Genomic DNA, 26,458 nt, shown 5'->3' with positions numbered 1-26,458 from the left:
GAGCTGTGTGAGGAGCAAGCTTTGCTCCCACATAGCTCCCGCGCTACGGACCTGAATCAGGTGTTATCGTCTGTTTGGGTTTCGGTGGGCAGGTCTTCAGTTTGCTTCGCTGCTTTTGAAGCGGTCAGGGTTGTGTCCTTGCACAGCACCTTTCCAACTTCGTCGGCTATCGAGCCGTCGATGATTCGCCCTTCCATCTGGTCGAACTGGGCTTTTTCCACCCCTGAAAGGCTGTTGTACATCCCCATGTGCCGAACATTGCGGGTGGCACAGTCGAGTTCAAGCTTTGTGTAGTTGGTGAAGTAAGCGCCCGATCTTTGTACGGTGGCCTGGATGGCTGAACCGCTGTCGACAAACGAAACGATGGAGTACACGGCATCCGAATCATCGTAGAGGTACTTGATGTTCTGGACGTCCGCAGCCGAATTGCACGCAATGAAGAGTAACGCGAGGGATATAACGGTTTTCATGCTTTCTTCCGTGAATAAGCAAGTCAGGAGAATCAATGGCAAAGTGAGATCATTTTGCCTTGGTGCGCGCGCTGGGTCAATTTGCTTTGGCTAGTAATCCAATGGCCATCGGTCAGAAACGAGGTCATTTGGGGAACTTTATAGATCGACCCCGTTCGTGGCAACAGGCGAACGTAGGTAGGCGGCCCAGTGACCCTCCCAAAATGCGCCGCTCCCATTATCAAAGCCTAGATTCTTCGCAGAGCTAGACTTTTTTTAGATGTTTTTCGCCCCAAAGGAGTCATTGATCATGGATTCAGGACTTTCGAGTCTTTTTCGCTCATTGCCAGAGAGGGACCTTGCGGGAGCAGGCTCGCTCCCACAAGGCTTCCCGCTTGCTTCATGGCATCTGCGGCAATTCTTGCGGCCGTAGGTCGAACACCAGCACCTCGGCATCCCGGCCGTTATTGAAGGTCAGGAGCTGCTCCTCGCGCACCCGCACGCCATCACCTTCCTGTAACGATATGCCGTTGAGCTCCACAGCACCTCGTGCCACGTGCACATAGGCATAGCGATCCGGTGCCAGGGTCAGGGTGGCGCTTTGTTCGCCATCGAACAGCCCGGCGTAGACCCGTGCATCCTGGCGCACCTTGAGCGAGCCGTCGGCACCGTCGGGGGAGATGATCAATTGCAGGCGACCGCTTTTCTGCTCGCTGCTGAAATGCTCCTGTTGGTAGCGGGGCGTGGCGCCGCTGACGTTGGGCACGATCCATATCTGCAGGAAGTGCACCGGCTCGTCCGCACTATGGTTGAACTCGCTATGGGCCACGCCGCTGCCGGCACTCATCAACTGCACGTCACCCGGGCGAATGACCGAGCCCGTGCCCAGGGTGTCCTTGTGTTCCAGCGCCCCTTCAAGCACATAGGAAAAGATCTCCATGTCCCGGTGGGGATGCTGGCCGAACCCTTTGGCAGCGGCGACGCGGTCATCGTTGATGACCAGCAGGTCGGAGAAGCCCTGTTCGTTGAGGTCACGGTAGTTGGCGAACGAGAAGGTGTGGAACGAGGTCAGCCAGCCGTGGCGGGCAATGCCGCGATCCGAAGCTTTGCGAAGGGTCAGCATGATGAATTCTCCTGAGTCTATGGGCGACGGCTGGGGCCGTTCGCCGGGTTCAGAAGAAGGTTAATGGTTATCAAAATGTTCAATAAGCAGCTGGAAAACGAAAGACTGTCCGTTATCGGTAGACAATCGAGAATGCTACCGGCGGATGCTTCGCTTCGACATAATGCATAAACCCTATGGGAGCAAGCTCGCTCCCACAGGGGCATTTATAGTGTCTGGATTTTTTGGCGTCTTCCCGATGAAAACCGTTGCAATGGTGCTGTTCCCGGATTTTTTGCTGCTCGACATGGCTGGGCCTCTGGAGGTGTTTTCCATCGCCAATCGCTATCTCGAGCCGGATCAGCGTTATCAATTGCTCACCCTGGGCACCGAGCGAGGGCCATTGCGAGCGTCCAATGGCGTGACGGTGCAGGCCGATATCCATATCGACCAGGCATGGGCGGCCTATGACGTGTTGCTGGTGCCGGGCGGGCCGGGAGCCTATAACGACCAGCATCCGGGGTTGCACACCTGGCTGCGGGCCGCGGCACAACGGGCCACGCGCTACGGCTCCATCTGCACTGGGGTCTTTGTGCTCGGTGAGGCGGGCTTGCTCGACGGTTATCGCGTCACCACCCACTGGCATTACACCGAACGTTTGTTACAGCGTTTCCCCAAGGCCCTGGTGGAAACCGACAAGATCTTCCTGCAGGATCGGCGTCTGATCACCTCCGGCGGCGTCACCGCCGGGATTGACCTGGCCCTGTCCATCGTCGCCCAGGACCATGGCCGCAAAGTCGCGTTGGACGTGGCCAAGGTGTTGCTGGTAGTGATGAAGCGCCAGGGTGGACAGGCGCAGTTCAGCCCCTCGGTGGCGGCGGTGTCGACGCAGGAATCGGCCATTACCCGCGTGCAGAATCATGTGATGGAACGTCTGGAAGAACCCTTCACCATCGAGCGCATGGCCGCGCTGGCGGCCATGAGCGCGCGGCATTTCGCCCGGGTCTTCGCCCGTGAAGTGAAGATGACGCCCATGGAGTTCCTGCAGGGCGCACGCATCGACCGGGCGCGTCAGTTGCTGGAAAGCACCGACCTGCCGCTCAAGACCGTGGCGTTTCGCAGTGGCTTCGGCAGTGTGCGGCACATGCGCTTCTTGTTCAGCGAAAAGCTCGGGCTGACGCCGGTGCAGTATCGCCAGCAGTTCAGTTGAGCCATGGTGTCCGTCCAGGGCACCGTGATGTCCGTGACGCTCCCTGTGCCAGTATTGTCCTCAAGCCTGTGCCTGCCAAGATAACGGCGAACCCTTTGGAAAGGATGCGCAGGAGCCAGGGCAGACGTGTTCGATGATTCGCACGCTGACGCCCGCACCGGTTATCCGGCGCTGGATCGCCCATGAACAGTTTCGTCAAACCCGATAGCGAGCCGGCGGTGGGCTTCGGTCCGTTTGCCTTCTACCGGCAGCAGCGGCTGGTCACCCGTGACGGCCAGCCCCTCGCACTGGGCGGCCGTGCCCTGGATGTCCTGCAGGTGCTGGTGGAACACGCCGGCCACTACGTCAGCACGCAAACGCTCATCGCCCACGTCTGGCCTGACAGCGTCGTGGAGGCCATCAACCTGCGGGTGCACATCGCGGCGCTGCGGCGGGCCTTCGGTGATGGACGCAGCGGCGCTCGCTATATCCTCAATCATCCTCGACAAGGCTATTGCCTTGCAGTGCCCCTGGCGTTGCAAGAGCGCGTTGAGTCGCCTGTCAGTCCCCAAGCCGAGCGACACAACCTGCCTGCACGCTTGAGCCCGGTGGTGGGTCGCGACAAGGTCCTGGGGCGGTTGCTGGCGCAAGTGCCCCGTCAAACCGTGACCACCGTCACCGGCCCCGGCGGGGCCGGCAAGACCACGGTGGTGTCGCGGGTGGCGGAGCTGCTGCTCGAACACTTTGAAGACGGTGCCTGGTTCGTTGACCTGGCGGCCGTCAGCGATCCCTCACAAGTGGTGGCGCAAGTGGCCGGCGTGCTGGGCGTGGAGCAGGGGGCTTTGGCTTGCTCCCTCGAACCCTGTCGGATGTTGCTGGTGCTCGATGGTTGCGAGCACCTGCTCGAGGCCTGTCGGGAGCTGGTCCAGGCAGTGGCTGCGGCGGCGCCCGGGGTGTCGCTGCTGCTCAGCAGTCGCGAACCCTTGGACTTGCCGGACGAAAGGATTGTCACGCTGCCGGGCCTGGCCGTGGCGTCGTCCCTGGAACCGGCGCACCAGATCGAGGCATGTCCGGCGGTGCAGTTGTTGATCGAGCGGGTTGGCGCCCGGCAGGAGGGTTTCAAGCCGGATGGCCGCGACTGGCCGACGCTTGCACAGATCTGCCAGCGCCTGGACGGGTTGCCGCTGGCGTTGGAACTGGCGGCGGCCCAGGTTGACGTGTTGGGGGTGGCGGGGGTCCTGGAACAACTGGACTACGGTTTATCACTCTTGAGCCACGGGCGGCGTACCGCGGTGGCCCGACACCAAAGCCTGGAGGCGGTGCTGGACTCGAGTTTCGAGCGTTTGAGCACTGACGAACAAACCGCATTCCAGCGCCTGGCGGTGTTCGAGGGGCCGTTTACGCTCAAGGCGGCGCTGGCCGTGATCAGTTGCGCTGAATTGAGTGTCGGGCAATTACCCTCGCTGCTGTCGCGGCTGGTAAGCGTGTCACTGCTGATGGTCGAGCCTCTTGCCGAAGGGGAGCGCTTTCATCTGCTCCACACCACTCGCGCCTATGCCATGGACAAACTGCGGCGCAGTGGTCAGTGGCCTGTGTTTCATCGGCGTTACGTGCTGCAAGGCGCTTGGGGAGCCCGGCGTTCAAGGCCCCAACCGTCAAGTCAGCGCCTGGAGCAGCATGCTGGCTTCCAATAGGTCGGGGGTCTCGAAACCTTCGGTAAAGCGTCGATAGACGGGCCCGAGCAGTGCCTGCGCTGCATGCGCTTGCCCTTGGCGCTGCCACAAACGAGCCAGGGACGTGGCGCTGCGCAGTTCCCAGGCCAGGGCCTGGTGACGACGGGCAATGCCCAGGGCGGCCAGCAGTTGCGCTTCGGCTGCTTCCTCTAGAGAGGGGTCGTTGCGGGCCAGCAAGGTCTCGGCACTGGCCCGCAGGATCTGCGCAGAACACCAGCCCGCGGCGCCACTGCGGGCCCGTTCGATTTGCGCCGGGCTGACGAAGTCGCTGCGCAGGGTGATGGCGATGTCCTGGATCAACCCGTCTGGCGGGCGCGTTGTCAGGGGCTGGTCATCGAATGCGCGGTCGTAATGGCAAGCCCAGTCATGGAACAGCATCACCGAATGTTTCTTGGCCTGCTGCTTCAGCAGGTCGAGCCTTTCCCGGGCAGTCGGATAATCGCCGTTGTAGTGGGCGATCACGCAACCGGCCAGCGCCAAGGTGTAGCAGATCGAAATACCGTGGTTGATCTGCACGGCGATCTGCAACGCCAGGTCGGCAGTGCGCCGGGCTTTCTCGGCAAAACCTTGCAGCCAGAGGATGCGCGCCAGAATCGTCAGCGCGGCTACGCTTTGATCGTATTGCACGCCGAAGCCGTGGGTGAAACGGCTGCGGTGACCGCTCTGGGCCAGGCGCTGGATTACCTGTTCGGCTTCGCGCCGCGCCGCGCCCTGGTCGCCGGTGAAATGCAGCGCCAGCACCCGCAGGCGTTGGGCGCTCAAGGACAGGATCGGATCGCCCTGCAAGCCCAACCGGTCGAAATCCAGGCTGTGTGCCAGGGCCTGTTGGTAGCTGCCGCAACTGAGGTCGACGGTCATTTGCCCCGACACGGCCCGCAGCTCGCCGGCCAGGTCCTGGCATTGCCGGGCCAGTTGCCGGGCCGCGCCAAAGGCGCGGACGGTGGTCGGCGTGCCACCCTCGGTGTGGTAGCTGAAACTGGCGTGGGCCAGTTCCAGGGCCAGCGTCAGGCGAGGACATGGCGCGGGGCTGGCCTGCAACAGTTGCAGCGCTTTGTTGACGTAGAGACCGTGTTCCTTGAGCAGCGACAACTCCTGCCAGAGGGGCAGGGTACGGGCGGTCAGGCGGATCGCGACGGCGTGTGAACCCTGCGGGCCCAAGCCTCGGTCGAGTGCCGCGCGGATGTCGTCGCGATAGTCGGCGTAGCGGGCGATCCACAGTCGGGTGGGGGTGTTTTCCCAATCGCTTTCCGCTTGCCCCATGAGCGCCAGGCAGCGCTCGGCGTGGCGTTCCTGGCTGACCGCCAACTCCCCGGCTTCGGCCAGTTGTTCCAAGGCATAGCGGCGGGTGGTGTCCAGCAGGCGATAGCGCACCTCTTCATCGCCGATCTCTACATTGAGCAACGATTTGGCGACCAACTGGCTGACCGACAGCAGCACCTGGTCGGGCGCGACGTGCTGGCCGACGATCACCGCGGCGGCCGAGGCCAGGTTGAAACTGCCCATGAACACCGCCAGCCGCCGCAGGCAGGTCTGCTCGCAGGCCGTGAGTAACGTGAAGCTCCAGTCCAGCGTGGCGCGTAGGGTCTGCTGGCGCGGTGCGGCGTCGGTGTCGTTGTGAAGCAGGGCGACGCTGTCTTGCAGTTGCCGCTGAAGTTCCTCCAGGGTGAAGCGGCCCAGTTGTCCGGCGGCCAGTTCGATGGCCAAGGGAATGCCGTCCAGCCGCTGGCAGATGTCGACCACCAACGGCACCTCGTGGTCGCTCAGTTCGAAGTCGTCACGACTGGCCAGCGCGCGCTCGGCAAACAGTTGAAGCGCCGGGTATTCCAGGGCGGGACAGCCTTCGATGGGCATTTCCCGGGGCGGGAACGCCAGGGCGTCCAGGCGCTGCACGTGTTCACCTTCGGCGCGCAAACCTTCGCGGCTGGTGGCCAGGATGTGCAGGTGGGGGGCGCCGCGCAGCAGGGTTTCGCTGAGCTGGGCGATGGCGTCGATCAGGTGCTCGCAGTTGTCGATCACCAACAGCAGATGCCGCTCCCTGAGCTGCCGGGCGATGGCGTCCAGCGGATCACCGTCCTGCAGTGGAAGCTCGAGCAATGCGCACAGGTTGGGGGCGATCATGGCCGCGTCGTTGAGCGATGCCAGGTCCAGCAGATGCGTACCGTCACGGTACTGGCCGATCAGCCGTTCAGCCACCCGCAGGGCAACGCTGGTCTTGCCGATGCCGCCGGTGCCGACCAGGGTAATGAAGCGTTTTCGCGGCAGTTGGGCCACCAGGTTTTCCACCAGGGCCTGGCGTCCGATCAGGCGCGTGCGCTGCAGCGGCAGGTTGCGCGTCAAAGACGGATGAGGAATATGCGCCCATTGGTCGAACGGCTCGAATGACAGTGGCGCGACAAAACTGTAGCCGCGCTGCGCCACGGTGACGATGTAGCGCTGCCCGGCCTGGCCATCCCCGAGGGCCTTGCGCAGTGCCGCCACGTGCACGCGCAGGTTGGTGTCTTCCACCACGCTCCTGGGCCAGACCCGGGCGATCAGTTGCTGCTTGCTCACCACCTCGCCAGCGTGTTCGAGCAGCACCAGCAGAATCTCCACGGCCCGCCGTCCCAGGCGCAACGGTTGCCCACCCTCGAGCACCAGGCGCTGGCGAGGATGGACCCGATAAGGGCCGAAATGCACCGTCTGTTCGACGGGCAGGCTGAGGTATTGGCTCATGTTGCTCTCAATGTTCTGGTCCCGGTGCTGGGGCGTTACCCGAGCATATTCCTCAGGTTTGGCTTCAAGCGCAACGGCGCAGGCTCTACTCCCAGCCTTCCAGCCGGCAAATCCCGTGGCGAGGGAGCTTGCTCGCGCTGGGCTTCTGTAGGAGCTGGCGAAGCCTGCGATCTTTTGATCTTTTGATCTTTTGATCTTTCGATCTTTCGATCTTTCGATCTTTTGATCTTTCGATCTTTCGATCTTTCGCTTGAGATTCAAGTGTCTTTGGAAAGATCGCAGCCTCGTTGCACTCGACAGCTCCTACACAGCTACAGAGCTCCTACAGAGCTCCTACAGAGCTTCTACGCAGCTGCTACGGGGGCGGCCCCGCGGAAGCGGGTTTTTAACACCGCCGTGCCGAAAAAATTAACAACGTTTAACTCACGCAGGTACCCCCCATGGCTGGACCATAAAGCGATCCACCCACCTCAAGGAGTCATGTCATGAGCACCTTCATCACCCGCGACGGCACCGAGATTTACTACAAGGATTGGGGCAGTGGTCAACCGGTGGTCTTCAGCCACGGCTGGCCGTTGAACTCGGACAGTTGGGAGGCGCAGATGATGTTCCTGGCGTCCAATGGCTACCGGGTGATCGCCCATGACCGCCGTGGGCACGGGCGCTCCAGCCAGCCCTGGGACGGCAACGACATGGACACCTACGCCGATGACCTGGCCGAGCTGATCGAGCGCCTGGACTTGAAGGATGCGGTGTTGCTCGGCTTCTCCACCGGCGGTGGCGAAGTGGCGCGCTACATCGGCCGCCATGGCGCCGCCCGTGTCGCCAAGCTCGGCCTGATTTCGGCGGTGACGCCGCTGATGCTCAAGACTCCGGCCAACCCCGGCGGTCTGCCTGTGGAAGTGTTCGACGGTTTCCGCCAGGCCTCCCTGGCCGACCGTTCTCAGCTATACAAAGATGTGGCCAGCGCGTTTTTCGGTGCCAACCGCCCGGGCGCCAAGGTGTCCCAAGGCATGATCGACTGGTTCTGGATGCAGGGCATGCTCGCCGGCCACAAGAACACCTACGACTGCATCAAGGCGTTCTCGGAAACCGATCTTTCCGAAGACCTGCGCAACATCGACGTGCCGACCCTGGTGGTCCATGGCGATGACGATCAGGTGGTCCCCATCGAAACGGCTGGCATCGCCGCCGCCAAGTTGCTCAAGAACTCCCAGTTGCTGATCTACCCCGGCGCGCCCCACGGCCTGACCGACACCCACAAGGACCGCCTGAACGCGGACCTGCTGGCGTTCATCCAGGGTTGATCAAACCATGAAACTGTGGGAGCGGGTTTGCTCCCACAGGATCGATAGGACTCACACCCATGAACCGCAACGATTTACGCCGTCTCGACATGAACCTGCTGGTGATCTTCGAGGCGCTGATGTTCGAGAAAAACCTGACCCGCGTTGCCGAAAAACTGTTCATGGGCCAGCCGGCGGTGAGCGCGGCGCTGGGGCGGCTGCGGGATCTGTTCGATGATCCTTTGCTGATCCGCCACGGGCGCGGCATGGAGCCGACGCCGCGAGCCCTGGCGATCCTGCAAGAGCTGCAACCGGCCATGGACACCATCTCTGGCGCGGTCAGCCGCGCCAAGGCGTTCGATCCGTCAACCAGTTGCGACGTGTTTCGCATCGGTCTGTCCGACGATGCCGAATTCGGCCTGTTTCCACCGCTTCTGAGTCAACTGCGCGAAGAAGCGCCGGGGATCATCGTGGTGGTGCGCCGGGCCAATTTCCTGCTGATGTCGTCGCTGCTGGCCAGCGGTGAAATCAGCGTCGGCGTCAGCTACACCACCGATCTACCGGCCAATGCCAAGCGCAAGAAGCTGCGGGACATTCCTTGCAAAGTCTTGCGTGGCGACAAGCGCCCGGGGCCCTTGACCCTGGACGAATACTGTTCGCGGCCCCACGCCATGGTCTCGTTCTCGGGCGACCTGAGCGGCAACATCGACCTGGACCTGGCCCGCATCGGCCGGACCCGCAAAGTGGTGCTGGCGGTGCCGCAATTCAGCGGCCTGCGGGCCTTGCTGGCCGGCACCGAACTGATCGCCACCGTGCCCGACTATGCCGCCTGCGCGCTGGTGGAAGGCTGCGCGCTGCGCGCCGAGGACCCGCCGTTCGAGATCAATGCCGCGGAACTGTCGATGGTCTGGAGCGGCGTGCATGACAACGACCCGGCCGAGCGCTGGCTGCGCTCGCGCATTGCCAGCCATATGTCCCAACCGCTGCCAGCGGCGGCTTCGATCGCCGCGGACGGAGCCCTCCGATGAACATGACCGATGAGCGCCCGCTGCAGGATCTGGGCTTGTTGTTCCTGCGCCTGAGTGGCGCGTTGTTTTTGCTGTGGGTCCATGGGTTGCCGAAGCTGTTGCACTACAGCGTCGAGCTGACCCGTATCGAAGACCCGTTTCACCTTGGCGCGGCGCCGACCCTGGTCCTGGCGATTTTCGCCGAGGTGCTGTGTCCGCTGCTGATCATGGCCGGTGTGCTGGTGCGCCTGGCGTGCTTGCCGATTCTGTTTCTGCTGGTCGTGGCGCTGCTGGTGGTGCACCCGCAGTGGAGCCTGGAAGAAGGCCAGTTCGGCTGGCTGCTGCTGATCGTATTTACCAGTGTGTTGATCGCCGGGCCCGGACGCCTGGCAATCAATACGCGTTTTGTTGGAGTGCTTCGTCATGTCTGAGTCTCAAACCGTTGAATCCACCGCGAGCCCGGCCAAGCCCGGCTTCGATGAAATCGTGACCCTGGTGGTCAAGCACCGGATCAAGGCCGGCCAGGACGCGGCGTATGAAGCCTGGTTGCGCCGCATCGTGCGCGTGGCCGGTCAATGGCCAGGGCACCTGGGGGTGGATGTGGTGCGGGGCAAGCAGGACGGGCTGGCGCTGTTCACCTGCGTGCTGCGCTTCTGTTCCACCGAGGCCATGCAACGCTGGCTGGACTCGCCCGAGCGCCGCGAACTGGTGGAGGAGGCCATGCCGTTGCTGGCCGACGGTGACCAGACCGAAGTCGGGGCGCACAAGGAATTCTGGTTCACCCCGCTGGCCGATGCGGCCACACCGCCGCCACGCTGGAAGCAGGCCGTGGTAACGCTGCTGGTCATCCTGCCGCACACCTTGCTGGTGCCGCTGATCTGGGGGCCGTTGCTGCAACTCAACAGTTTTCTTTCCAACTACGTGGTGGCCACGTTCCTGATCACCCTGACCATCGTGCTTTCGGTGGTGTACGTGTGCATGCCGCTGGCGACCCGGCTGTTCGCACCGTGGCTTGAGGACTCGAAAGCTCACGTGCACCTGGAGCCCTGAGCAGCGCCGAGCTTTTGTGACTAGCACTGTTGTGGCGAGGGGATTTATCCCCGTGGGATCGCGAAGCGATCCCTCTAAATGTCGCCGCCTATCGATTCATTTATCGTCAAAGGAAATCCGATGAACGCCGATCTGATTCTGTTCAATGGCCAGTTCCATACCGTCGACCGTGAAAAACCCCGCGCCAGCGCGGTTGCCATCAGCCAGGGGCGCTTCGTCGCCGTGGGCACCGACGCCGAGGCCATGGCCCTGCGCGGCAGCGCTACCCAAGTCATCGACCTCAAGGGCCGCACCGTCATTCCCGGGCTCAACGACTCGCACTTGCACCTGATCCGTGGCGGCCTGAACTACAACCTGGAGCTGCGCTGGGAAGGCGTACCGTCCCTGGCCGACGCCTTGCGCATGCTCAAGGACCAGGCCGACCGCACGCCGACGCCGCAATGGGTGCGCGTGGTGGGCGGCTGGAACGAATTCCAGTTCGCCGAAAAGCGTATGCCGACCCTGGAAGAACTCAACCAGGCCGCTCCCGACACGCCAGTGTTCGTGTTGCACCTGTACGACCGTGCCTTGCTCAACCGTGCCGCGCTGCGGGTGGCCGGCTACACCCGTGACACGCCGAACCCGCCGGGTGGCGAGATCGTGCGGGACAGCAAGGGTGAACCCACCGGCATGCTGGTGGCACGGCCTAACGCGATGATCCTGTACTCGACGTTGGCCAAGGGGCCGAAGTTGCCGTTGGAGTACCAGGTCAACTCCACCCGCCAGTTCATGCGTGAACTCAATCGCCTGGGCCTGACCAGTGCCATCGATGCCGGCGGCGGCTTCCAGAACTACCCGGACGACTACGCGGTGATCGAGCAGTTGGCCCGGGAGGAGCAGTTGACGGTGCGCATCGCCTACAACCTGTTCACCCAGAAGCCCAAGGAAGAGCTCACCGACTTCAAGAACTGGACCGGCAGCGTCAAGTTGCACCAGGGCGATGATTTCCTGCGGCACAACGGCGCCGGGGAAATGCTGGTGTTCTCGGCGGCGGATTTCGAGGACTTCCTGGAGCCGCGCCCGGACCTGCCGCCTGGCATGGAGCAGGACCTGGAGCCCGTGGTCCGGCACCTGGTGGAGCAGCGTTGGCCGTTCCGCCTGCATGCCACCTATGACGAATCCATCAGCCGCATGCTCGATGTGTTCGAAAAAGTGAACCGCGACATCCCGTTCAACGGCCTGCCTTGGTTTTTCGACCACGCCGAGACCATCACGCCGAAAAACATCGAGCGTGTGCGAGCGCTGGGCGGCGGCATCGCGATCCAGGATCGCATGGCCTTCCAGGGTGAATACTTCGTCGACCGCTACGGTGCCAAGGCTGCCGAAGCCACGCCGCCGATCAAGCGCATGCTCGCCGAAGGCGTGCCGGTGGGCGCCGGCACCGACGCCACCCGCGTCTCCAGCTACAACCCCTGGACCTCGTTGTACTGGATGGTCAGCGGTCGCACGGTCGGTGGCCTTTCGTTGCACGAAGAAGGCTTGCCGCGCCTGACGGCGTTGGAACTGTTTACCCACGGCAGTGCCTGGTTCTCGTCGGAGCAGGGCAAGAAAGGCCAGATCAAGGTTGGCCAATTGGCGGACCTGGCGGCCCTGAGCGCGGACTTTTTCAGCGTCGAGGAAGAAGCCATCAAGTGGATCGAGTCGGTGCTGACCGTGGTCGACGGCAAGGTGGTGTACGCCGCCGGCGACTTCGAAAAACTCGGGCCGGCCAGCGTCCCGGTGCTGCCCGACTGGTCGCCGGTGGTCAAGGTCCCGGGCCACTGGCGCCCGACGTCACCGTTGCAGGCCCAGGTCCACCAGTGCAGCGGTCCGTGCACGGTGCATTCCCACAGCCATGAACGGGCGCGGTTGTCGAACGTCCCGGTCAGTGATTTCCAAGGCTTCTGGGGCGCATTTGGCTGTTCCTGTTTTGCCTTTTGACTAACACGCGGATTTCCCCCTGAGGGAGCGAGCTTGCTCCGGTCGGCGATCCGACGATGGCGGCGGAACATTCAACGTCGCCGCCGCCTGACACGCCGCTATCGCGAGCAAGCTCGCTCCCACAAGGTTTTGTAACATCCATCCCAAAGGAGTCATCCCATGAGCAACGTTCCCGCCTACAACCGTCTGAACAAAGACGACGCGGTCGTCCTGCTGGTCGATCACCAGACCGGCCTGATTTCCCTGGTCCAGGACTTCTCGCCCAACGAGTTCAAGAACAACGTGCTGGCCTTGGCCGACCTGGCGAAGTTCTTCGAACTGCCGACCATCCTGACCACCAGCTTCGAACAAGGCCCTAACGGTCCACTCGTGCCGGAACTCAAGGAAATGTTCCCGGATGCGCCGTACATCCCCCGTCCGGGCCAGATCAATGCCTGGGACAACGAAGATTTCGTCAAGGCGATCAAGGCCACCGGCCGCAAGCAACTGATCATCGCCGGCGTGGTCACCGATGTCTGCGTGGCGTTCCCGACTCTGTCGGCGCTGGCTGAAGGTTTCGACGTGTTCGTTGTGACCGACGCTTCGGGTACGTTCAACGAAACCGTGCAACAGGCCGCCTGGGTGCGCATGACCGCGGCCGGCGCGCAAATGATGAACTGGTTCTCGGTGGCCTGTGAGCTGCACCGCGACTGGCGCAACGACATCGAAGGCCTGGGCAACCTGCTGTCCCAGCGCATTCCGAACTACCGCAACCTGATGAACAGCTACGCGGCGCTGACGGCCAAGTAAGCGGTCCATGCTGAACGACGCCCGCCGTGTGCGGGCGTTTTTGTGTTTGGCATTCACTTCTTTCAAGCTGATTCACCGCTATCGCGAGCAAGCTTTGCTCCCACAGGGTTTCGCCCGATCCAATGTGGGAGCAAAGCTTGCTCGCGATGACGGCGGCACATCCCACACCTTTCCTATCTGCTTTACCTAAACCACAATGGCCAACAGAAACCGCTGACTGTCCACCCCAGGAATGACAATGAACCCCTTCGAAGAAATGCGTATCTTTGCCCAGGTCATGGAGTCGGGCAGTTTCACCGCAGCGGCGGACAAGCTGGGGCTGTCCAAACAGTTCGTCAGCCGCAAGCTGATGGAGTTGGAACAGCGCCTGGGCGTGCGCCTGCTCAATCGCTCGACCCGGCGGTTGGATGTCACGCCCCTGGGCCAGCGCTATTACGAAGCGGCGCTGCGCCTGCTCAATGAAGTCGAACAGGTGGAGCAGGGCATCAGCGGCCAGACCAGCGAGCCCCGCGGTACCATTCGCCTCAGCGCACCGCTGTCTTTCGCCGTGGCGCACCTGGGCAGCCTGCTGCCGCTGTTTCTGCAGCGCCATCCGGGCGTCAGCGTCGAGGTGGACCTGAGCGACCGCTCGGTGGATCTGCTGGGGGAGGGCTATGACCTGGCGCTGCGCATCGGCGTGCTGGAGGATTCAACGCTGATTGCCCGGCGCATCGCGACCATCGAGCGGGTGTACTGCGCCAGCCCCACTTACCTGGCGCAAAAAGGCACGCCTGCGCGGCCTGAAGACCTGCGCAATCACGACTGCTTGCCCTATGGTCACAGTCGCCAGGTGCAATGGCGTTTCGCGGGGACCGGCAAACCGTTGACCCTGGAGGTCACGGGACGTATGCGCGCCAATAACGGCGATTTGCTCAGGGACGCGGCCATCGCCGGCATGGGCATCACCTATCTGCCCGCTTTCATCCTCGGCGATGCCTTGAAGGATGGACGGCTGATCAAGGTCCTGGAAGGTTTCGAGACCGCACCGCTGGCGTTGTCGGCGGTGTATCCCCAGCATCGGCAAAGTGCACGCCCGGTGCAGGCGCTGGTGGAATTTTTGCGAGAACAAATGCAATAAAAGCGCCGCAACGCATTCAGCCGTCACATGACGGCTGAAGCATCCACGGCGCTTTGATCAGGCGGCGAGATTGGCGCTGCTCAGTTCTTTTTTGTACTGCGCTTTCATGGTCTCCATGTCAGCACCCAAGGCATCGAGTTTTGCCTTGCCCAGCAGTTTTTTCGCCTGGGGGAACATTTCCTTTTCTTCTTCCTCGATGTGGTGCTCAAGCAGTTCCTTGACCACTTTCACCCGACCGGCGAATTCCGGTTGGGTCGGATCGGTGGTTTTCAGGTCCGGCAGCACCAGCGAATCGACAGTACGGTGTTCTTCCTTGGCTTCGTAATACATTTCGGCCTCGTCCTTGCCACCGGCCTGCTTGAAAGCCGGATAAAGAATTTCTTCTTCCAGGCGGGTGTGGATGGAAATTTCCATTTCCAGTTTTGCCAACAGGTCGGTGCGTTTTTTCACGGCGCGGTCGGTCGACTCGCTCAGTTGAGTCAGAATGGCTTTGACGCGTTCGTGGTCGGCTTTCAACAGATCAATGGCATTCATAGGTAGCTCCTCGGCAATACACGGAAGCGGGCAGGCTTGGAGACGCCTACGCCGCGTAAGAGCTGAATTGCATCAGCTGTGCCAGCCGAAGATCGATTTAAAACCCTTTAAAAACAATAAGTTGAAACGCAAGGAATTTCCGGCGTCGTGCAAGCTGCATGAGCGGGGGGCAAAACGCGTTGCACTTTGCGCTGGTGGCTAGGCATTTTCGATCCGTTGTCGGACCCGGCTGGCGATTGCCAGGCAGGACGTCAGCCCGGGCGATTCGATCCCGAGCAGGTTGATCAACCCTGGCACCCGGTGTTCGGCCTCGCTGCTGATGACAAAGTCGCGGGCCGGTTCGCCGGGCGCGGAGATCTTTGGGCGGATGCCGCTGTAGGCTGGTTGCAGGCTCTGGTTGGGCAGGCCCGGCCAATAATTGCGGATCGCCGGGTAAAACGCTTCGGCCCGGGCCGGATCCACTCGATAGTCCTCGCACTCGACCCATTCGGTGTCCGGGCCGAAACGCGCCTGGCCTGCTAAATCGAGCGTCATGTGGATGCCCAGGCCAGCAGCTTCCGGTGCGGGATAGACCAAATGGCGGAACGGTGCTCGCCCGGCGAGGCTGAAGTAGTTGCCCTTGCACAAAAAGTCCTCGGGTACCGATTGCATCTCCAGGCCTTCGATGCGGCGGGCGAGGGCCGGTGCCTGGAGGCCCGCGGCGTTGATCAGCAGGCGACAGGACAGGGTCATCTGCGCCGTGCCGCCCAATTCCAGCATGAACCCCCCAGTGATGACGCGAGCTCCCAGCAAAGGCGTGTGGAAGGCAATGTTCGCCCTGGCCGCTTCGGCGTCGCCCAGCAAGGCCAGCATCAGAGCGTGGGAATCGACGATACCGGTGGAAGGCGAATACAGCGCGGCGACACAGGCCAGGGCCGGTTCCAATGCCAGCGCCTGTTCTTGAACGAGCAGGAGCAGGTCATCCACGCCGTTCATCAAGCCCCGCTCAAGCAATGTTTCGAGTCCGGCCACTTGCGCCTGATCCGTGGCTACGATCAACTTGCCGAGCCGGCGGGTGGCGACGCCGTGGCTTTCACAATAGGCGTACAGCCGGTGCCGGCCTTCGACGCACAGCTGCGCCTTGAGACTGCCCGGCGGATAATAGATGCCTGCATGGATGACTTCGGAGTTGCGCGAGCTGATGCCCATGCCGATGGCTTCGGCGGCTTCGATCACCAGCACTTCATGACCGGCCTGGGCCATTTCCCGCGCCACGGCGAGCCCGACGACCCCCGCGCCTACGACGATGCACTCGATATCGACATTCAACGTTGTTTCTCCTTCACGGCTCGGGTTCCTGAAAATCCATCATGCCCCAAACGCAAAAACGGCACCCCAAAGGTGCCGTTTCTGTTTTCTACGATCTACCGCTACACGATCAGCCCGTCAAGCCAGCCTGCTGAACCAGGGTCAGCAACGGCTGCGGGTACACACCGAGGAAGAATGCCAGTACGGCGATGGCCAGCAGCATCACGCCGCCTGCCTTTTGTTCCCAGTGCAACTCGGCGTCGTGACGACGCAGGTTGGGTTCCATCAGGTACAGGGTGACCATGACGCGCAGGTAGTAGAACACGCCGATGGCACTGCCCAGCACCAGGGAGCCGACCAGCCACCATTGGTGAGCTTCGACGCCGGTGGCGATGATGTAGAACTTGCCGATGAAGCCGGCGGTCAGCGGGATGCCGGCCAGGGACAGCATCATCACGGTCAGCACGGCGGTCAGGTACGGACGGCGCCAGAACAGGCCGCGGTATTCGTACAGGGCGTCGGCGTCGCGGCCGTTGTACGGCGAGGACATCAGGGTGATCACGCCAAAGGCGCCGAGGCTGGTGATCACGTAGGTGACCAGGTACACGCCGATGGCTTCCACGGCCAGGCCTTTGCTGGCGATCAGGGCGATCAACAGGTAGCCGAAGTGGGCAATGGACGAGTAACCCAGCAGACGCTTGAGGTTGCTCTGGGTCAGTGCCAGCAGGTTACCGAACAGGATCGACGCGATGGCGATGATGGTCAGCACGTTGCTCAGCACACCGCTGCTGGCCACTGGCGAGATCTGGAACAGACGCACCATGACCGCGAACACCGCCACTTTCGAAGCGGTGGCCAGGAACGCCGCCACTGGCGCCGGGGCGCCTTCGTAGACGTCCGGGGTCCAGAGGTGGAACGGTACCAGCGACAGTTTGAACGCCAGGCCGATCAGCATCATGCCCAGGCCCAGTTGCGCGATCGGGCTAGGCAGGCCGGTAGCCGCCAGGGCCTGGCCGATGCCGACGAAGCTCAGGGTGCCGGCTTCGGCGTAGAGCAGGGCCATACCGAACAACAGGAACGCGGAACCGGCCGCCGACAGCACCATGTACTTGATGCCGGCTTCCAGGGAGCGCTTGTTGAAGAAGGCATAGGCCACCAGGCCGTAGACCGGTACCGACAGCAGTTCCAGGCCGATGAACAGGCTGGCCAGGTGCTGCGCGCTGACCAGGACCAGGCCACCGGCGGCGGCCATCAGGATCAGCAGGTACAGTTCTTCGCGGTTGCCCGGGTAACCCGAACCGCCATCGCCGAGGTAGGCGTGGGCGAGGGTGACACAGGCCAGGGTGGCGACCAGGATCAACGCCATGTAGAGGCAGGCGAAGCTGTCGATCTGTATCAGCGGGGTGACCGCCAGGGGCGCGACTTTCAGGGCCGGCAAGATCGACAGCAGGGCCAGGTTCAGCCCCGCCACCGACAGCAGGAAGGTCTGTGAGTGATTGCGCCGCCAGGCGATCGCCAGCATCACCACGATGATCGTGGCGCTGGTGATCAACAGCGGCGCAAGCGCGATAAAGTGTTGAATCGTGAATTCCATAGCGCTCTTACCGGGCCGAAGCGAGTTGAGAGAAGGCGGTGCCGAGCCACTGCTGCACGCCATGCATCGTGGCGGCAGAGGTGTCGAGGAACGGTTGCGGGAAAACGCCGAGGTAAACCAGCAGCACCGCAAGGCCGAGCACCATGATCAGTTCGCGACCGTCCATGCCACGCAGCACTTCGTCCGACTTGGTCGGGCCGAAGTAGGCACGGTGGATCATGATCAGCGAGTAGACCGAACCGAACACCAGGCCGGAAGTCGCAATGGCGGTGATCCATGGCGAACTGGCGAACGTGCCGATCAGGATCAGGAACTCGCCGACGAAGTTGCCAGTGCCTGGCAGGCCCAGGGAAGCGGCGGCGAAGAACAGGCTGATGGCCGGCAGGTAGGCGATGCGCGACCAGATGCCGCCCATCTCACGCATGTCCCGGGTGTGCAGGCGCTCGTACAACTGGCCGCTGAGGATAAACAGCGCCGCCGCCGACAGGCCGTGAGCCAACATCTGGATCACCGCGCCTTGCAGGGCGAGCTGGCTGCCGGAGTAGATCCCGATCAGCACGAAGCCCATGTGCGAAACGCTGGAGAACGCGATCAGGCGCTTGATGTCGGTCTGGGCGAACGCCAGGAACGCACCGTAGAAAATCCCGATCAGGCCCAGGGTCATGGCAATCGGCGCGAACTCGGCCGACGCATTGGGGAACAGCGGCAGGGCAAAACGCAGCAGGCCATAGGCCGCCGTCTTGAGCAAGATACCGGCCAGGTCCACGGAACCTGCGGTCGGCGCCTGGGCGTGGGCGTCCGGCAGCCAGGAGTGGAACGGCACCACCGGCAGCTTCACCGCGAAGGCGATGAAGAAGCCGAGCATCAGCACGTACTCGGTGGTCTTGGACATCTGCACTTTCAACAGGTCGGCGTAGTTGAAGGTAATCACGCCGGTGTTGTTGAAGTTGACCAGTACCAGGCCAAGGATCGCCACCAACATGATCAGGCCGGAAGCCTGGGTGAAGATGAAGAACTTGGTCGCCGCGTAGATCCGGGTTTTCTTGCCGTCCGAAGAACTGTGACCCCAGAGCGCGATGAGGAAGTACATCGGCACCAGCATCATTTCCCAGAAGAAGAAGAACATGAACAGGTCCAGCGCCAGGAACACGCCGATGACGCCGCCCAGGATCCACATCAGGTTCAGGTGGAAGAAACCCACGTGACGCTGGATCTCTTTCCAGGAGCAGAGTACCGAGAGGATACCCAGCAGGCCGGTCAGCAGGATCATCAGCAGCGACAGGCCGTCGAGGGCCAGGTGCACGCTGATGCCGAAGCGCGCGATCCAGACGTGCTTGAATTCAAGCGCCCAGGTTGGATCGGCGCCAGGGGCCGGAGCAAATGAATAGTCGCCGGTCGCCCACAGCCAGAGGCCGAGCGCGAGTTCCAGGGACATGGTCAGCAGCGCAATCCAGCGCGGGAGCGTGGAGCTGGAGCGCTCCGCGATCCAGCACAGCAGGCCGCCGATGAAGGGGATCAGGATTAGCCAGGGCAGAATCATGACGGGCTCGTTTCCTTTCGCAAGTTCGCAAGGTTCATATCAGACCGCTACCAGCACGATGGCGCCGATAACCAGCACGGCGCCAGCCGCCATGGAAGCCGCATACCAACGCAGTTGACCGGTCTCGGTACGGCTCAGGGCGGTGTGGCCGCCCTTGGCCATGCGCGGGATCAGGCCAATGGTCTGGTCGAGCGGGTCTTTGCGCAGAATGTGGCTGATCGCAAGGTATGGCTTGACGAACAGTTTGTCGTAGATCCAGTCGAAGCCCCAGGCGGCGAACCACCAGGCCGAAAGGAATCGCCCGATGCCGCTGTTGGCGATCGCCGTGACGAAACGACGCTTGCCCAGGAACAGCAGGGCGGCCAGCAGGATGCCCGCCAGGGCGATGGCGCCCGAGGCGATTTCCAGGCTGTGCTTGGCTTCGCCGCCGGCATGACCGACGCTTTGCGGCAGCACATCGGCCAGCGGCGGGGTGATCATGGCGCCGACGAAGGTCGACAGCACGATCAGCACCGACAGTGGCAGCCAGTGGGCAATGCCATGGCCGGCATGGGCTTGGGTCTTGGCTTCACCATGGAACGCGATGAAGATCAGGCGGAAGGTGTACAGCGAGGTCATGAATGCACCCACCAGGCCGGCATAGAGCAGTGCCTGGTTACCGCTGGCGAACGCTTCCCAGAGGATCTCGTCCTTGGAGTAGAAACCGGCGGTGACCAGTGGCAGGGCCGCCAGGGCCGCGCCGCCGACGATGAAACTGGCGTAGGCCAACGGCAGTTTCTTCCACAGGCCGCCCATCTTGAAGATGTTCTGCTCGTGGTGGCAGGCAACGATCACCGCACCGGAAGCAAGGAACAGCAACGCCTTGAAGAAGGCATGGGTCATCAGGTGGAAGATCGCGCCTTCCCAGGCTCCAACGCCCAGGGCCAGGAACATGTAGCCGATCTGGCTCATGGTCGAGTAGGCGAGGATGCGCTTGATGTCAGTTTGTACCAGGGCGGCAAAACCGGCCAGTACCAGGGTCACGCCGCCGACGATGCCGACCAGGTGCAGGATGTCCGGCGCCAGGGCGAACAGGCCGTGGGTACGGGCGATCAGGTAGACGCCCGCGGTCACCATGGTCGCGGCGTGGATCAGTGCCGAAACCGGGGTAGGGCCGGCCATCGCGTCCGCCAACCAGGTTTGCAGCGGCAGTTGCGCGGATTTACCGACGGCGCCGCCCAGCAGCATCAGGGTCGCCAGGACGATCCAGAAGTCACCGGCCTGGAAGTGCTCGGGTGCCTTGACCAGCAATTCCTGGATGTTCAGCGTACCCAGTTGCTGGAACAGGATGAACAGGCCGATGGCCATGAACACGTCGCCGATCCGGGTGACGATGAACGCCTTGAGTGCGGCATTCCCGTTGTTGCGGTTGCTGTAGTAGAAACCGATCAACAGGTACGAGCACAGGCCCACGCCTTCCCAGCCGAAGTACAGGAACAACAGGTTATCGCCGAGCACCAGGAACAACATGCTGGCGATGAACAGGTTGGTGTAGGCGAAGAAGCGCGAATAACCGGCTTCACCGCGCATGTACCAGGAGGCGAACAGGTGGATCAGGAAACCCACGCCGACCACCACGCCGAGCATGGTGATGGACAGGCCGTCCAGGTACAGGGCGAAGTTCGGCGTGAAGCCTTCAACGGCCATCCACTGCCACAGCACCTGCACGTACCGGCCACCTTCCGGTGGGGCGACGTTGAATTGCCAGATCACGTAGGCCGTGACGATGGCAGACAGGCCGATGGAGCCCACGCCAACCAGCGCCGACAGGTTCTCCGACCAGCGTCCACGAGAGAACGACAGCAGCAGGAAACCGATGAGGGGGAATACGAAAGTCAGGAAGAGAAGGTTCATCCGCGCATCTCGCTGGCAGCGTCAATGTCGAGGGTGTGGAAGCGGCGATACAGCTGCAACAGGATCGCCAGGCCGATACTGGCCTCGGCGGCTGCCAGGCTGATCACCAGGATGAACATGATCTGTCCATCCGGCTGCGCCCAGCGAGCGCCCGCGACGATGAAGGCCAGGGCGGAGGCATTCATCATGACCTCCAGGCTCATCAGCACGAACAGAATGTTGCGGCGGACCATCAGGCCAACCAGACCGAGGCAGAACAGGATGCCGGCAACCGCCAGACCATGCTCGAGAGGGATAGCAGGCATGTGATTACTCCTTCGCCTCGTTACGGCCCAAATGGAACGCCGTGACGGCTGCGGCAAGCAGCAGCATCGAGGCGAGTTCGACCACCAGCAGGTACGGACCGAACAGGCTGATGCCCACGGCCTTGGCGTCTACGGTGGTGTGGCCGATGGCCTGGCCGCTCTGGTGAGCGAACAGCACATACAGCAGTTCACCCAGCAGCAGGGCGGACAGGATCACCGGTCCCGCCCAGATGCCGGGCTTGAGCCAGGAGCGTTCCTGCTGGACCGCGGCCGGGCCGAGGTTGAGCATCATCACCACGAACACGAACAGCACCATGATGGCGCCAGCGTAGGCGATCACTTCCAGGGCACCGGCGAACGGCGCGCCGAGGGCGAAGAAGGTCATGGCCACGGCGATCAGCGAAATGATCAGGTAGAGCAGGGCGTGCACGGGGTTGGTGTTGGTGACCACACGAAGCGTGGACACCACCGCGATACCCGATGCGAAATAGAAAGCGAATTCCATCTTTCTTCCTTAAGGCAGCAAGCTCTTCACGTTGATCGGTTCGGCTTCGTTCTGCGCGGCGCCTTTTGGCTTACCGGCAATGGCCATACCTGCAACACGATAGAAGTTGTAATCAGGGTTTTTACCGGGACCGGAAATCAGCAGATCTTCTTTCTCGTACACCAGGTCCTGACGTTTGAACTCGGCCATTTCGAAATCCGGCGTGAGCTGGATCGCGGTGGTCGGGCAGGCTTCCTCGCAGAGGCCGCAGAAAATGCAGCGCGAGAAGTTGATACGGAAGAAGTCCGGGTACCAGCGACCGTCTTCGGTTTCAGCTTTCTGCAGCGAGATGCAACCCACCGGGCACGCCACGGCGCACAGGTTGCAGGCCACGCAGCGCTCTTCGCCGTCGGGGTCGCGGGTCAGAACGATGCGGCCACGATAGCGCGGTGCCAGGTAGACCGGCTCTTCCGGGTATTGCAGGGTGTCGCGCTTGCGAAAGCCATGGCCGAAGATCATGACCAGGCTTCGCAGTTGGGTACCGGTACCCTTAACGATGTCGCCAATATATTTGAACATGGGTCAAATCCTCACTGAACCGCGGCCGCAGGCGCGTTCATCAAAACGATCGCAGCGGTCACCAGCATGTTGATCAGGGTCAGCGGCAGGCAGAATTTCCAGCTGAAGTCCATCACCTGGTCGTAGCGTGGGCGCGGGATCGAGGCGCGCAGCAGGACGAACAGCATGATGAAGAACGCCGTCTTCAGGGCGAACCAGACGAAGGACAGTTGCGGCAGGATGCCGAACGGACCGTGCCAGCCACCGAAGAACAGCGTTACCAGCAGCGCCGAGATCAGGATGATGCCGATGTATTCACCGACGAAGAACATGCCCCATTTCATGCCGGCATATTCAATGTGGTAACCGTCGGCCAGTTCCTGCTCCGCTTCCGGCTGGTCGAAGGGGTGACGGTGAGTCACGGCCACGCCAGCGATGAAGAAGGTACAGAAACCGAAGAACTGCGGAATGATGAACCACAGGTTCTGGGCCTGGTACTCGACGATGTCGCGCATGTTGAACGAGCCGGCCTGGATCACGATGCCCATGAGCGACAGGCCCATGAACACTTCGTAGGACACGGTCTGGGCCGAGGCCCGCAGGCTGCCCAGCAGGGCGAACTTGTTGTTGCTCGACCAGCCGGCGAACAGCACCGCATACACCGACAGGCCGGCCATGGCGAAGAAGAACAGCAGGCCGATGTTCAGGTCCGCCACGCCCCAGGTCGGGGTGATCGGGATGATCGCGAAGGCGATCAGCAAGGCGCTCATGGCCACCACCGGTGCCAGGGTGAAGATCACCTTGTCGGCAAACGGTGGCGTCCAGTCTTCCTTGAAGAACATCTTGATCATGTCGGCGGCGATCTGGAACATCCCGTACGGGCCGACGCGGTTCGGACCGTAGCGGTCCTGCCACCAGCCCAGCAGGCGACGTTCGACGAAGCTCAACAGTGCGCCTGCGACCACCACGGCCAGCAGGATCACGATGGCCTTGAGGACCGTCAGGATCACAGCGATCACTTCAGGGGTGAACCAGCTCATTGCGCTGCCTCCTGCAGACCGTCGACGGTTTTGCCGAAAATCGCTGGCGGGATGCCTGCCAGGCCGGCCGGCAGGGCCACCAGGCCGGCGCCCAGTTCTTCATTGATGCGCAGTGGCAGACGCAAGGTCTGGCCGGCCACGTTCAGGCTCAGCAGGGCACCGTCGTTGACGCCCAGGCGGTCGGCTTCGGACTTGGCCAGCGACACGTAGGCGGCCGGGATGCGCTCCTGCACCGGTGCGGCCTTGGAAGAGTTCTCTTCGCTGCCGAACAGGTGATGGAACGGCACGACCTGCCAGGTGCCCGGTGCCGGGTTGAAGGCGCGTGGCACGCTGGCGAACCAGCTCAGGCCATCGCCCTGGCTTTCGATCAGGCGGGTGCCCGGGTCGCCGGCACGCAGGTGACCACCGACTTCGTCCTGGAACTTGTTCCAGGCTTGCGGCGAGTTCCAGCCCGGCGACCAGGCGAATGGCACCTGGGAACGCGGTTCGGTCGAGCCCGAGTAGCCTTCCATGGAGAACGAGAACGCGGTGTCGTTGTCCTGGGAGGTGCGCGGTTCGTGAACGCTGATGTCGGCGCGCATGGCGGTGCGACCGGAGTAGCGCAGCGGTTCGCGCGCCAGCTTCAGGCCTTTGATGCGGAACGAGGCCGACGGAGCGGCATCGACGATGCGCGCCAGTTGCGGGTTGCTCTCGGCGCAGGCAGCGGTCGCGTGGTCCAGTTGCGTCCAGTCCACCGGCTGGTCCAGCAGGGTCGAGCGCAGGGCATGCAGCCAGCGCCAGCCTTCATGAACCAGGATGCTGGCGTCCAGGTATTGCGGGTCGAAGACCTGGAAGAAGCGCTGGGCGCGACCTTCCTGGCTGACCAGCGTACCGTCGCCTTCGGCGAAGCTCGCCGCCGGCAGCACCAGGTGGGCGCGGTCGGTGGTGGCGGTTTTCTGATGGTCGGCGACGATCAGCACTTTCGCGGCGTTCAGGGCGGCGTCCACCCGGGCCTTGTCGGTGCGGGTATACAGGTCGTTTTCCAGCACCACGATGGCGTCGGCGCTGCCGTCGATCACCGCTTGCAGGGCGGCGTCTACCGATTCGCCACCGAGCATGGCCAGGCCGAGGCTGTTGGCTTCCGGGACGATCAGGCTGATGGAACCGTTCTTCTCGCGCAGCTTCAAGGCCTTGGCGATGTTGGCCGCGGCTTCGATCAGCGCCTTGGAACCCAACGAGGTGCCGGCGATGATCAGTGGGCGCTTGGCCGCCAGCAGGGCGTCGGCGATGCGTTGGGCCAGGGCGGCCGCTTCGCTGTCCAGCCCGTCGACGGCCGGGGCGCTGGCGTCCAGGGCGTGGGCCACGGCGAAACCGATGCGGGCCAGGTCGTCAGGGGCGGCGTGGACGCATTCTTCGGCCACGTCGTCGAGCTTGGTTTCAGCCAGGCTGGCGATGAACAGCGGGTTCAGCGCGTGCTGGCCGATGTTCTTCACGGCGGCGTCGAGCCATGGCTGCACGCGCATGGCGTCGGCCATGTCTTCGGCCTTGCCCTTGACCGACTGGCGCAGGGCCAGGGCCATGCGGGCGGCAGTCTGGGTCAGGTCTTCGCCGAGGACGAACACCGCGTCGTGGTCTTCGATGTCGCGCATGTTCGGCACGGGCAGCGGGCTGTTCTTGAGCACTTGCAGCACCAGGCGGATGCGTTCCAGCTCACCGGCTTCGATGCCGCTGTAGAAGTGCTCGGCGCCGACCAGTTCACGCAGCGCGTAGTTGCTTTCCAGGCTGGCCCGTGGCGAACCGATGCCGACGATGTTGCGACCGCGCAGCAGGTCGGCGGCTTTATCCAGTGCTTGGTCCAGGCTCAGCTTGGCGCCGTTGGCGAGCAATGGCTGGCGTGGACGATCCTTGCGGTTGACGTAGCCATAGCCGAAACGGCCACGGTCACACAGGAAGTACTGGTTCACCGAACCGTTGAAGCGGTTTTCGATACGACGCAGTTCACCGTAGCGCTCGCCCGGGGAAATGTTGCAACCGCTGGAGCAGCCATGGCAGATGCTCGGCGAGAACTGCATGTCCCACTTGCGGTTGTAACGCTCGGAGTGAGTCTTGTCGGTGAACACACCGGTCGGGCAGACCTCGGTGAGGTTGCCGGAGAACTCGCTTTCCAGGGTGCCGTCTTCAACGCGACCGAAGTACACGTTGTCGTGGGCGCCGAAAACACCCAGGTCGGTGCCGCCGGCGTAGTCCTTGTAGAAACGCACGCAGCGATAGCAGGCGATGCAGCGGTTCATCTCGTGGGAGATGAACGGGCCGAGGTCCTGGTTCTGGTGGGTGCGCTTGGTGAAGCGATAACGGCGCTCGTTGTGGCCGGTCATCACCGTCATGTCTTGCAAGTGGCAGTGGCCGCCTTCCTCGCAGACCGGGCAGTCGTGAGGGTGGTTGGTCATCAGCCATTCGACGACGCTGGCGCGAAACACTTTCGCTTCTTCGTCGTCGATGGAGATCCAGCTGCCGTCGGTGGCGGGGGTCATGCAGGACATGACGATCCGACCACGCTTGTCGTTTTCGTCGGTGTACTGCTTGACTGCGCACTGGCGACAAGCGCCAACGCTGCCAAGGGCGGGGTGCCAGCAGAAATATGGAATGTCGAGGCCCAGCGACAGACATGCCTGTAACAGGTTGTCTGCGCCATCGACTTCGAGCTCTTTGCCGTCTACGTGGATAGTGGCCATGGTTCAAAGTTCTTCGTTGGCCCGGTGTCAGCGGGCGTGGCTAATGGAATCTTGTTATTCGTCCGAATCCAAACAGCCTTCAAAGGCGTCATCGGACGAAGGCGAAGGGCACGGACCCT

General features: G+C 62.6%; 22 protein-coding genes. 9 read left to right on the top strand and 13 right to left on the bottom strand.

The features are described from left to right. Window positions 1-56: 56 nt before the first annotated feature. Together AC09SL_RS14415 and AC09SL_RS14410 are read right to left on the bottom strand one after the other, a co-directional pair. Window positions 57-470, bottom strand: coding sequence for a hypothetical protein (locus AC09SL_RS14415; protein ID WP_058546429.1), 414 nt, complete (start codon window positions 468-470; stop codon window positions 57-59). A gap of 379 nt (window positions 471-849) precedes the next feature. Next, on the bottom strand, window positions 850-1,572 hold the full coding sequence (locus tag AC09SL_RS14410; protein ID WP_058546430.1) for a pirin family protein: 723 nt from the start codon (window positions 1,570-1,572) through the stop codon (window positions 850-852). 238 nt (window positions 1,573-1,810) lie between these two features. Between AC09SL_RS14410 and AC09SL_RS14405 the strand changes: the two genes are divergently transcribed. Then, window positions 1,811-2,761, top strand: coding sequence for a GlxA family transcriptional regulator (locus tag AC09SL_RS14405; protein ID WP_058546431.1), 951 nt, complete (start codon window positions 1,811-1,813; stop codon window positions 2,759-2,761). A gap of 182 nt (window positions 2,762-2,943) precedes the next feature. After that, window positions 2,944-4,434 carry an ATP-binding protein gene (locus AC09SL_RS14400; RefSeq protein ID WP_058546432.1) on the top strand — a complete coding sequence of 497 codons (1,491 nt, stop codon included), beginning with the start codon at window positions 2,944-2,946 and terminating at the stop codon, window positions 4,432-4,434. Here AC09SL_RS14400 and AC09SL_RS14395 read toward each other — a convergent pair. Further along, a complete protein-coding gene (locus tag AC09SL_RS14395; RefSeq protein WP_058546433.1) occupies window positions 4,396-7,185 on the bottom strand; it encodes an ATP-binding protein in 2,790 nt (929 codons plus the stop codon). The genes AC09SL_RS14400 and AC09SL_RS14395 overlap by 39 nt on opposite strands. A 485-nt stretch (window positions 7,186-7,670) precedes the next feature. On the opposite strand from AC09SL_RS14395, the gene AC09SL_RS14390 reads away from it, so the two are divergent. From AC09SL_RS14390 to AC09SL_RS14360, 7 genes are all read left to right on the top strand, one after another. Beyond that, entirely contained in the window at window positions 7,671-8,492 is an 822-nt protein-coding gene (locus AC09SL_RS14390; RefSeq protein ID WP_003203408.1) for an alpha/beta fold hydrolase, read from the top strand. Window positions 8,493-8,551: 59 nt separating this feature from the next. Further along, the gene (locus AC09SL_RS14385) at window positions 8,552-9,499 is read left to right on the top strand and encodes a LysR family transcriptional regulator (protein ID WP_058546139.1); all 948 of its coding nucleotides are present in this window, start codon (window positions 8,552-8,554) and stop codon (window positions 9,497-9,499) included. Continuing rightward, window positions 9,496-9,909, top strand: a complete 414-nt coding sequence (locus AC09SL_RS14380) for a DoxX family protein (protein ID WP_058546140.1) — start codon at window positions 9,496-9,498, stop codon at window positions 9,907-9,909. The genes AC09SL_RS14385 and AC09SL_RS14380 overlap by 4 nt, the downstream gene beginning before the upstream one ends. Continuing rightward, entirely contained in the window at window positions 9,902-10,528 is a 627-nt protein-coding gene (locus AC09SL_RS14375) for an antibiotic biosynthesis monooxygenase (RefSeq protein WP_058546141.1), read from the top strand. The genes AC09SL_RS14380 and AC09SL_RS14375 overlap by 8 nt, the downstream gene beginning before the upstream one ends. Window positions 10,529-10,648: 120 nt before the next feature. Continuing rightward, on the top strand, window positions 10,649-12,487 hold the full coding sequence (locus tag AC09SL_RS14370; RefSeq protein WP_058546142.1) for an amidohydrolase: 1,839 nt from the start codon (window positions 10,649-10,651) through the stop codon (window positions 12,485-12,487). A gap of 159 nt (window positions 12,488-12,646) precedes the next feature. Beyond that, window positions 12,647-13,276, top strand: coding sequence for an isochorismate family cysteine hydrolase YcaC (gene ycaC, locus AC09SL_RS14365; protein WP_064106937.1), 630 nt, complete (start codon window positions 12,647-12,649; stop codon window positions 13,274-13,276). Between the two features lie 238 nt (window positions 13,277-13,514). Continuing rightward, complete coding sequence (locus AC09SL_RS14360) at window positions 13,515-14,393, top strand: LysR family transcriptional regulator (RefSeq protein WP_058546143.1); 879 nt, start codon at window positions 13,515-13,517, stop codon at window positions 14,391-14,393. A 57-nt stretch (window positions 14,394-14,450) separates the two neighbouring features. Here the strand turns inward: AC09SL_RS14360 and AC09SL_RS14355 are convergent, their stop codons facing one another. The 10 genes from AC09SL_RS14355 to nuoG form a co-directional block, all read right to left on the bottom strand. Next, window positions 14,451-14,927, bottom strand: a complete 477-nt coding sequence (locus tag AC09SL_RS14355) for a hemerythrin domain-containing protein (RefSeq protein ID WP_058546144.1) — start codon at window positions 14,925-14,927, stop codon at window positions 14,451-14,453. A 198-nt stretch (window positions 14,928-15,125) separates the two neighbouring features. Then, complete coding sequence (locus tag AC09SL_RS14350) at window positions 15,126-16,235, bottom strand: NAD(P)/FAD-dependent oxidoreductase (protein WP_058546145.1); 1,110 nt, start codon at window positions 16,233-16,235, stop codon at window positions 15,126-15,128. Between the two features lie 109 nt (window positions 16,236-16,344). Next, window positions 16,345-17,808 (bottom strand): NADH-quinone oxidoreductase subunit NuoN, encoded by a 1,464-nt coding sequence (gene nuoN / locus AC09SL_RS14345; RefSeq protein WP_003203388.1) that lies wholly within the window; start codon window positions 17,806-17,808, stop codon window positions 16,345-16,347. Between the two features lie 7 nt (window positions 17,809-17,815). After that, entirely contained in the window at window positions 17,816-19,348 is a 1,533-nt protein-coding gene (nuoM, locus tag AC09SL_RS14340; protein ID WP_058546146.1) for an NADH-quinone oxidoreductase subunit M, read from the bottom strand. A 39-nt stretch (window positions 19,349-19,387) separates the two neighbouring features. After that, on the bottom strand, window positions 19,388-21,241 hold the full coding sequence (gene nuoL / locus AC09SL_RS14335; protein ID WP_058546147.1) for an NADH-quinone oxidoreductase subunit L: 1,854 nt from the start codon (window positions 21,239-21,241) through the stop codon (window positions 19,388-19,390). Beyond that, entirely contained in the window at window positions 21,238-21,546 is a 309-nt protein-coding gene (gene nuoK, locus AC09SL_RS14330) for an NADH-quinone oxidoreductase subunit NuoK (protein ID WP_003180046.1), read from the bottom strand. The genes nuoL and nuoK overlap by 4 nt, the downstream gene beginning before the upstream one ends. Before the next feature lie 4 nt (window positions 21,547-21,550). Next, a complete protein-coding gene (nuoJ, locus tag AC09SL_RS14325; RefSeq protein WP_003203382.1) occupies window positions 21,551-22,051 on the bottom strand; it encodes an NADH-quinone oxidoreductase subunit J in 501 nt (166 codons plus the stop codon). Between the two features lie 9 nt (window positions 22,052-22,060). Then, complete coding sequence (gene nuoI, locus AC09SL_RS14320) at window positions 22,061-22,609, bottom strand: NADH-quinone oxidoreductase subunit NuoI (RefSeq protein ID WP_003180051.1); 549 nt, start codon at window positions 22,607-22,609, stop codon at window positions 22,061-22,063. Between the two features lie 11 nt (window positions 22,610-22,620). Next, window positions 22,621-23,628 (bottom strand): NADH-quinone oxidoreductase subunit NuoH, encoded by a 1,008-nt coding sequence (gene nuoH / locus AC09SL_RS14315; protein ID WP_058546148.1) that lies wholly within the window; start codon window positions 23,626-23,628, stop codon window positions 22,621-22,623. Continuing rightward, window positions 23,625-26,339 carry an NADH-quinone oxidoreductase subunit NuoG gene (nuoG, locus tag AC09SL_RS14310; RefSeq protein ID WP_058546149.1) on the bottom strand — a complete coding sequence of 905 codons (2,715 nt, stop codon included), beginning with the start codon at window positions 26,337-26,339 and terminating at the stop codon, window positions 23,625-23,627. The genes nuoH and nuoG overlap by 4 nt, the downstream gene beginning before the upstream one ends. Window positions 26,340-26,458: the final 119 nt, after the last annotated feature.

The sequence above is a fragment of the Pseudomonas sp. PF05 genome, assembly GCF_056521845.1.
Note: the sequence above shows the minus strand (reverse complement) of the source record. Positions and strands in the feature narration are given on the sequence as shown.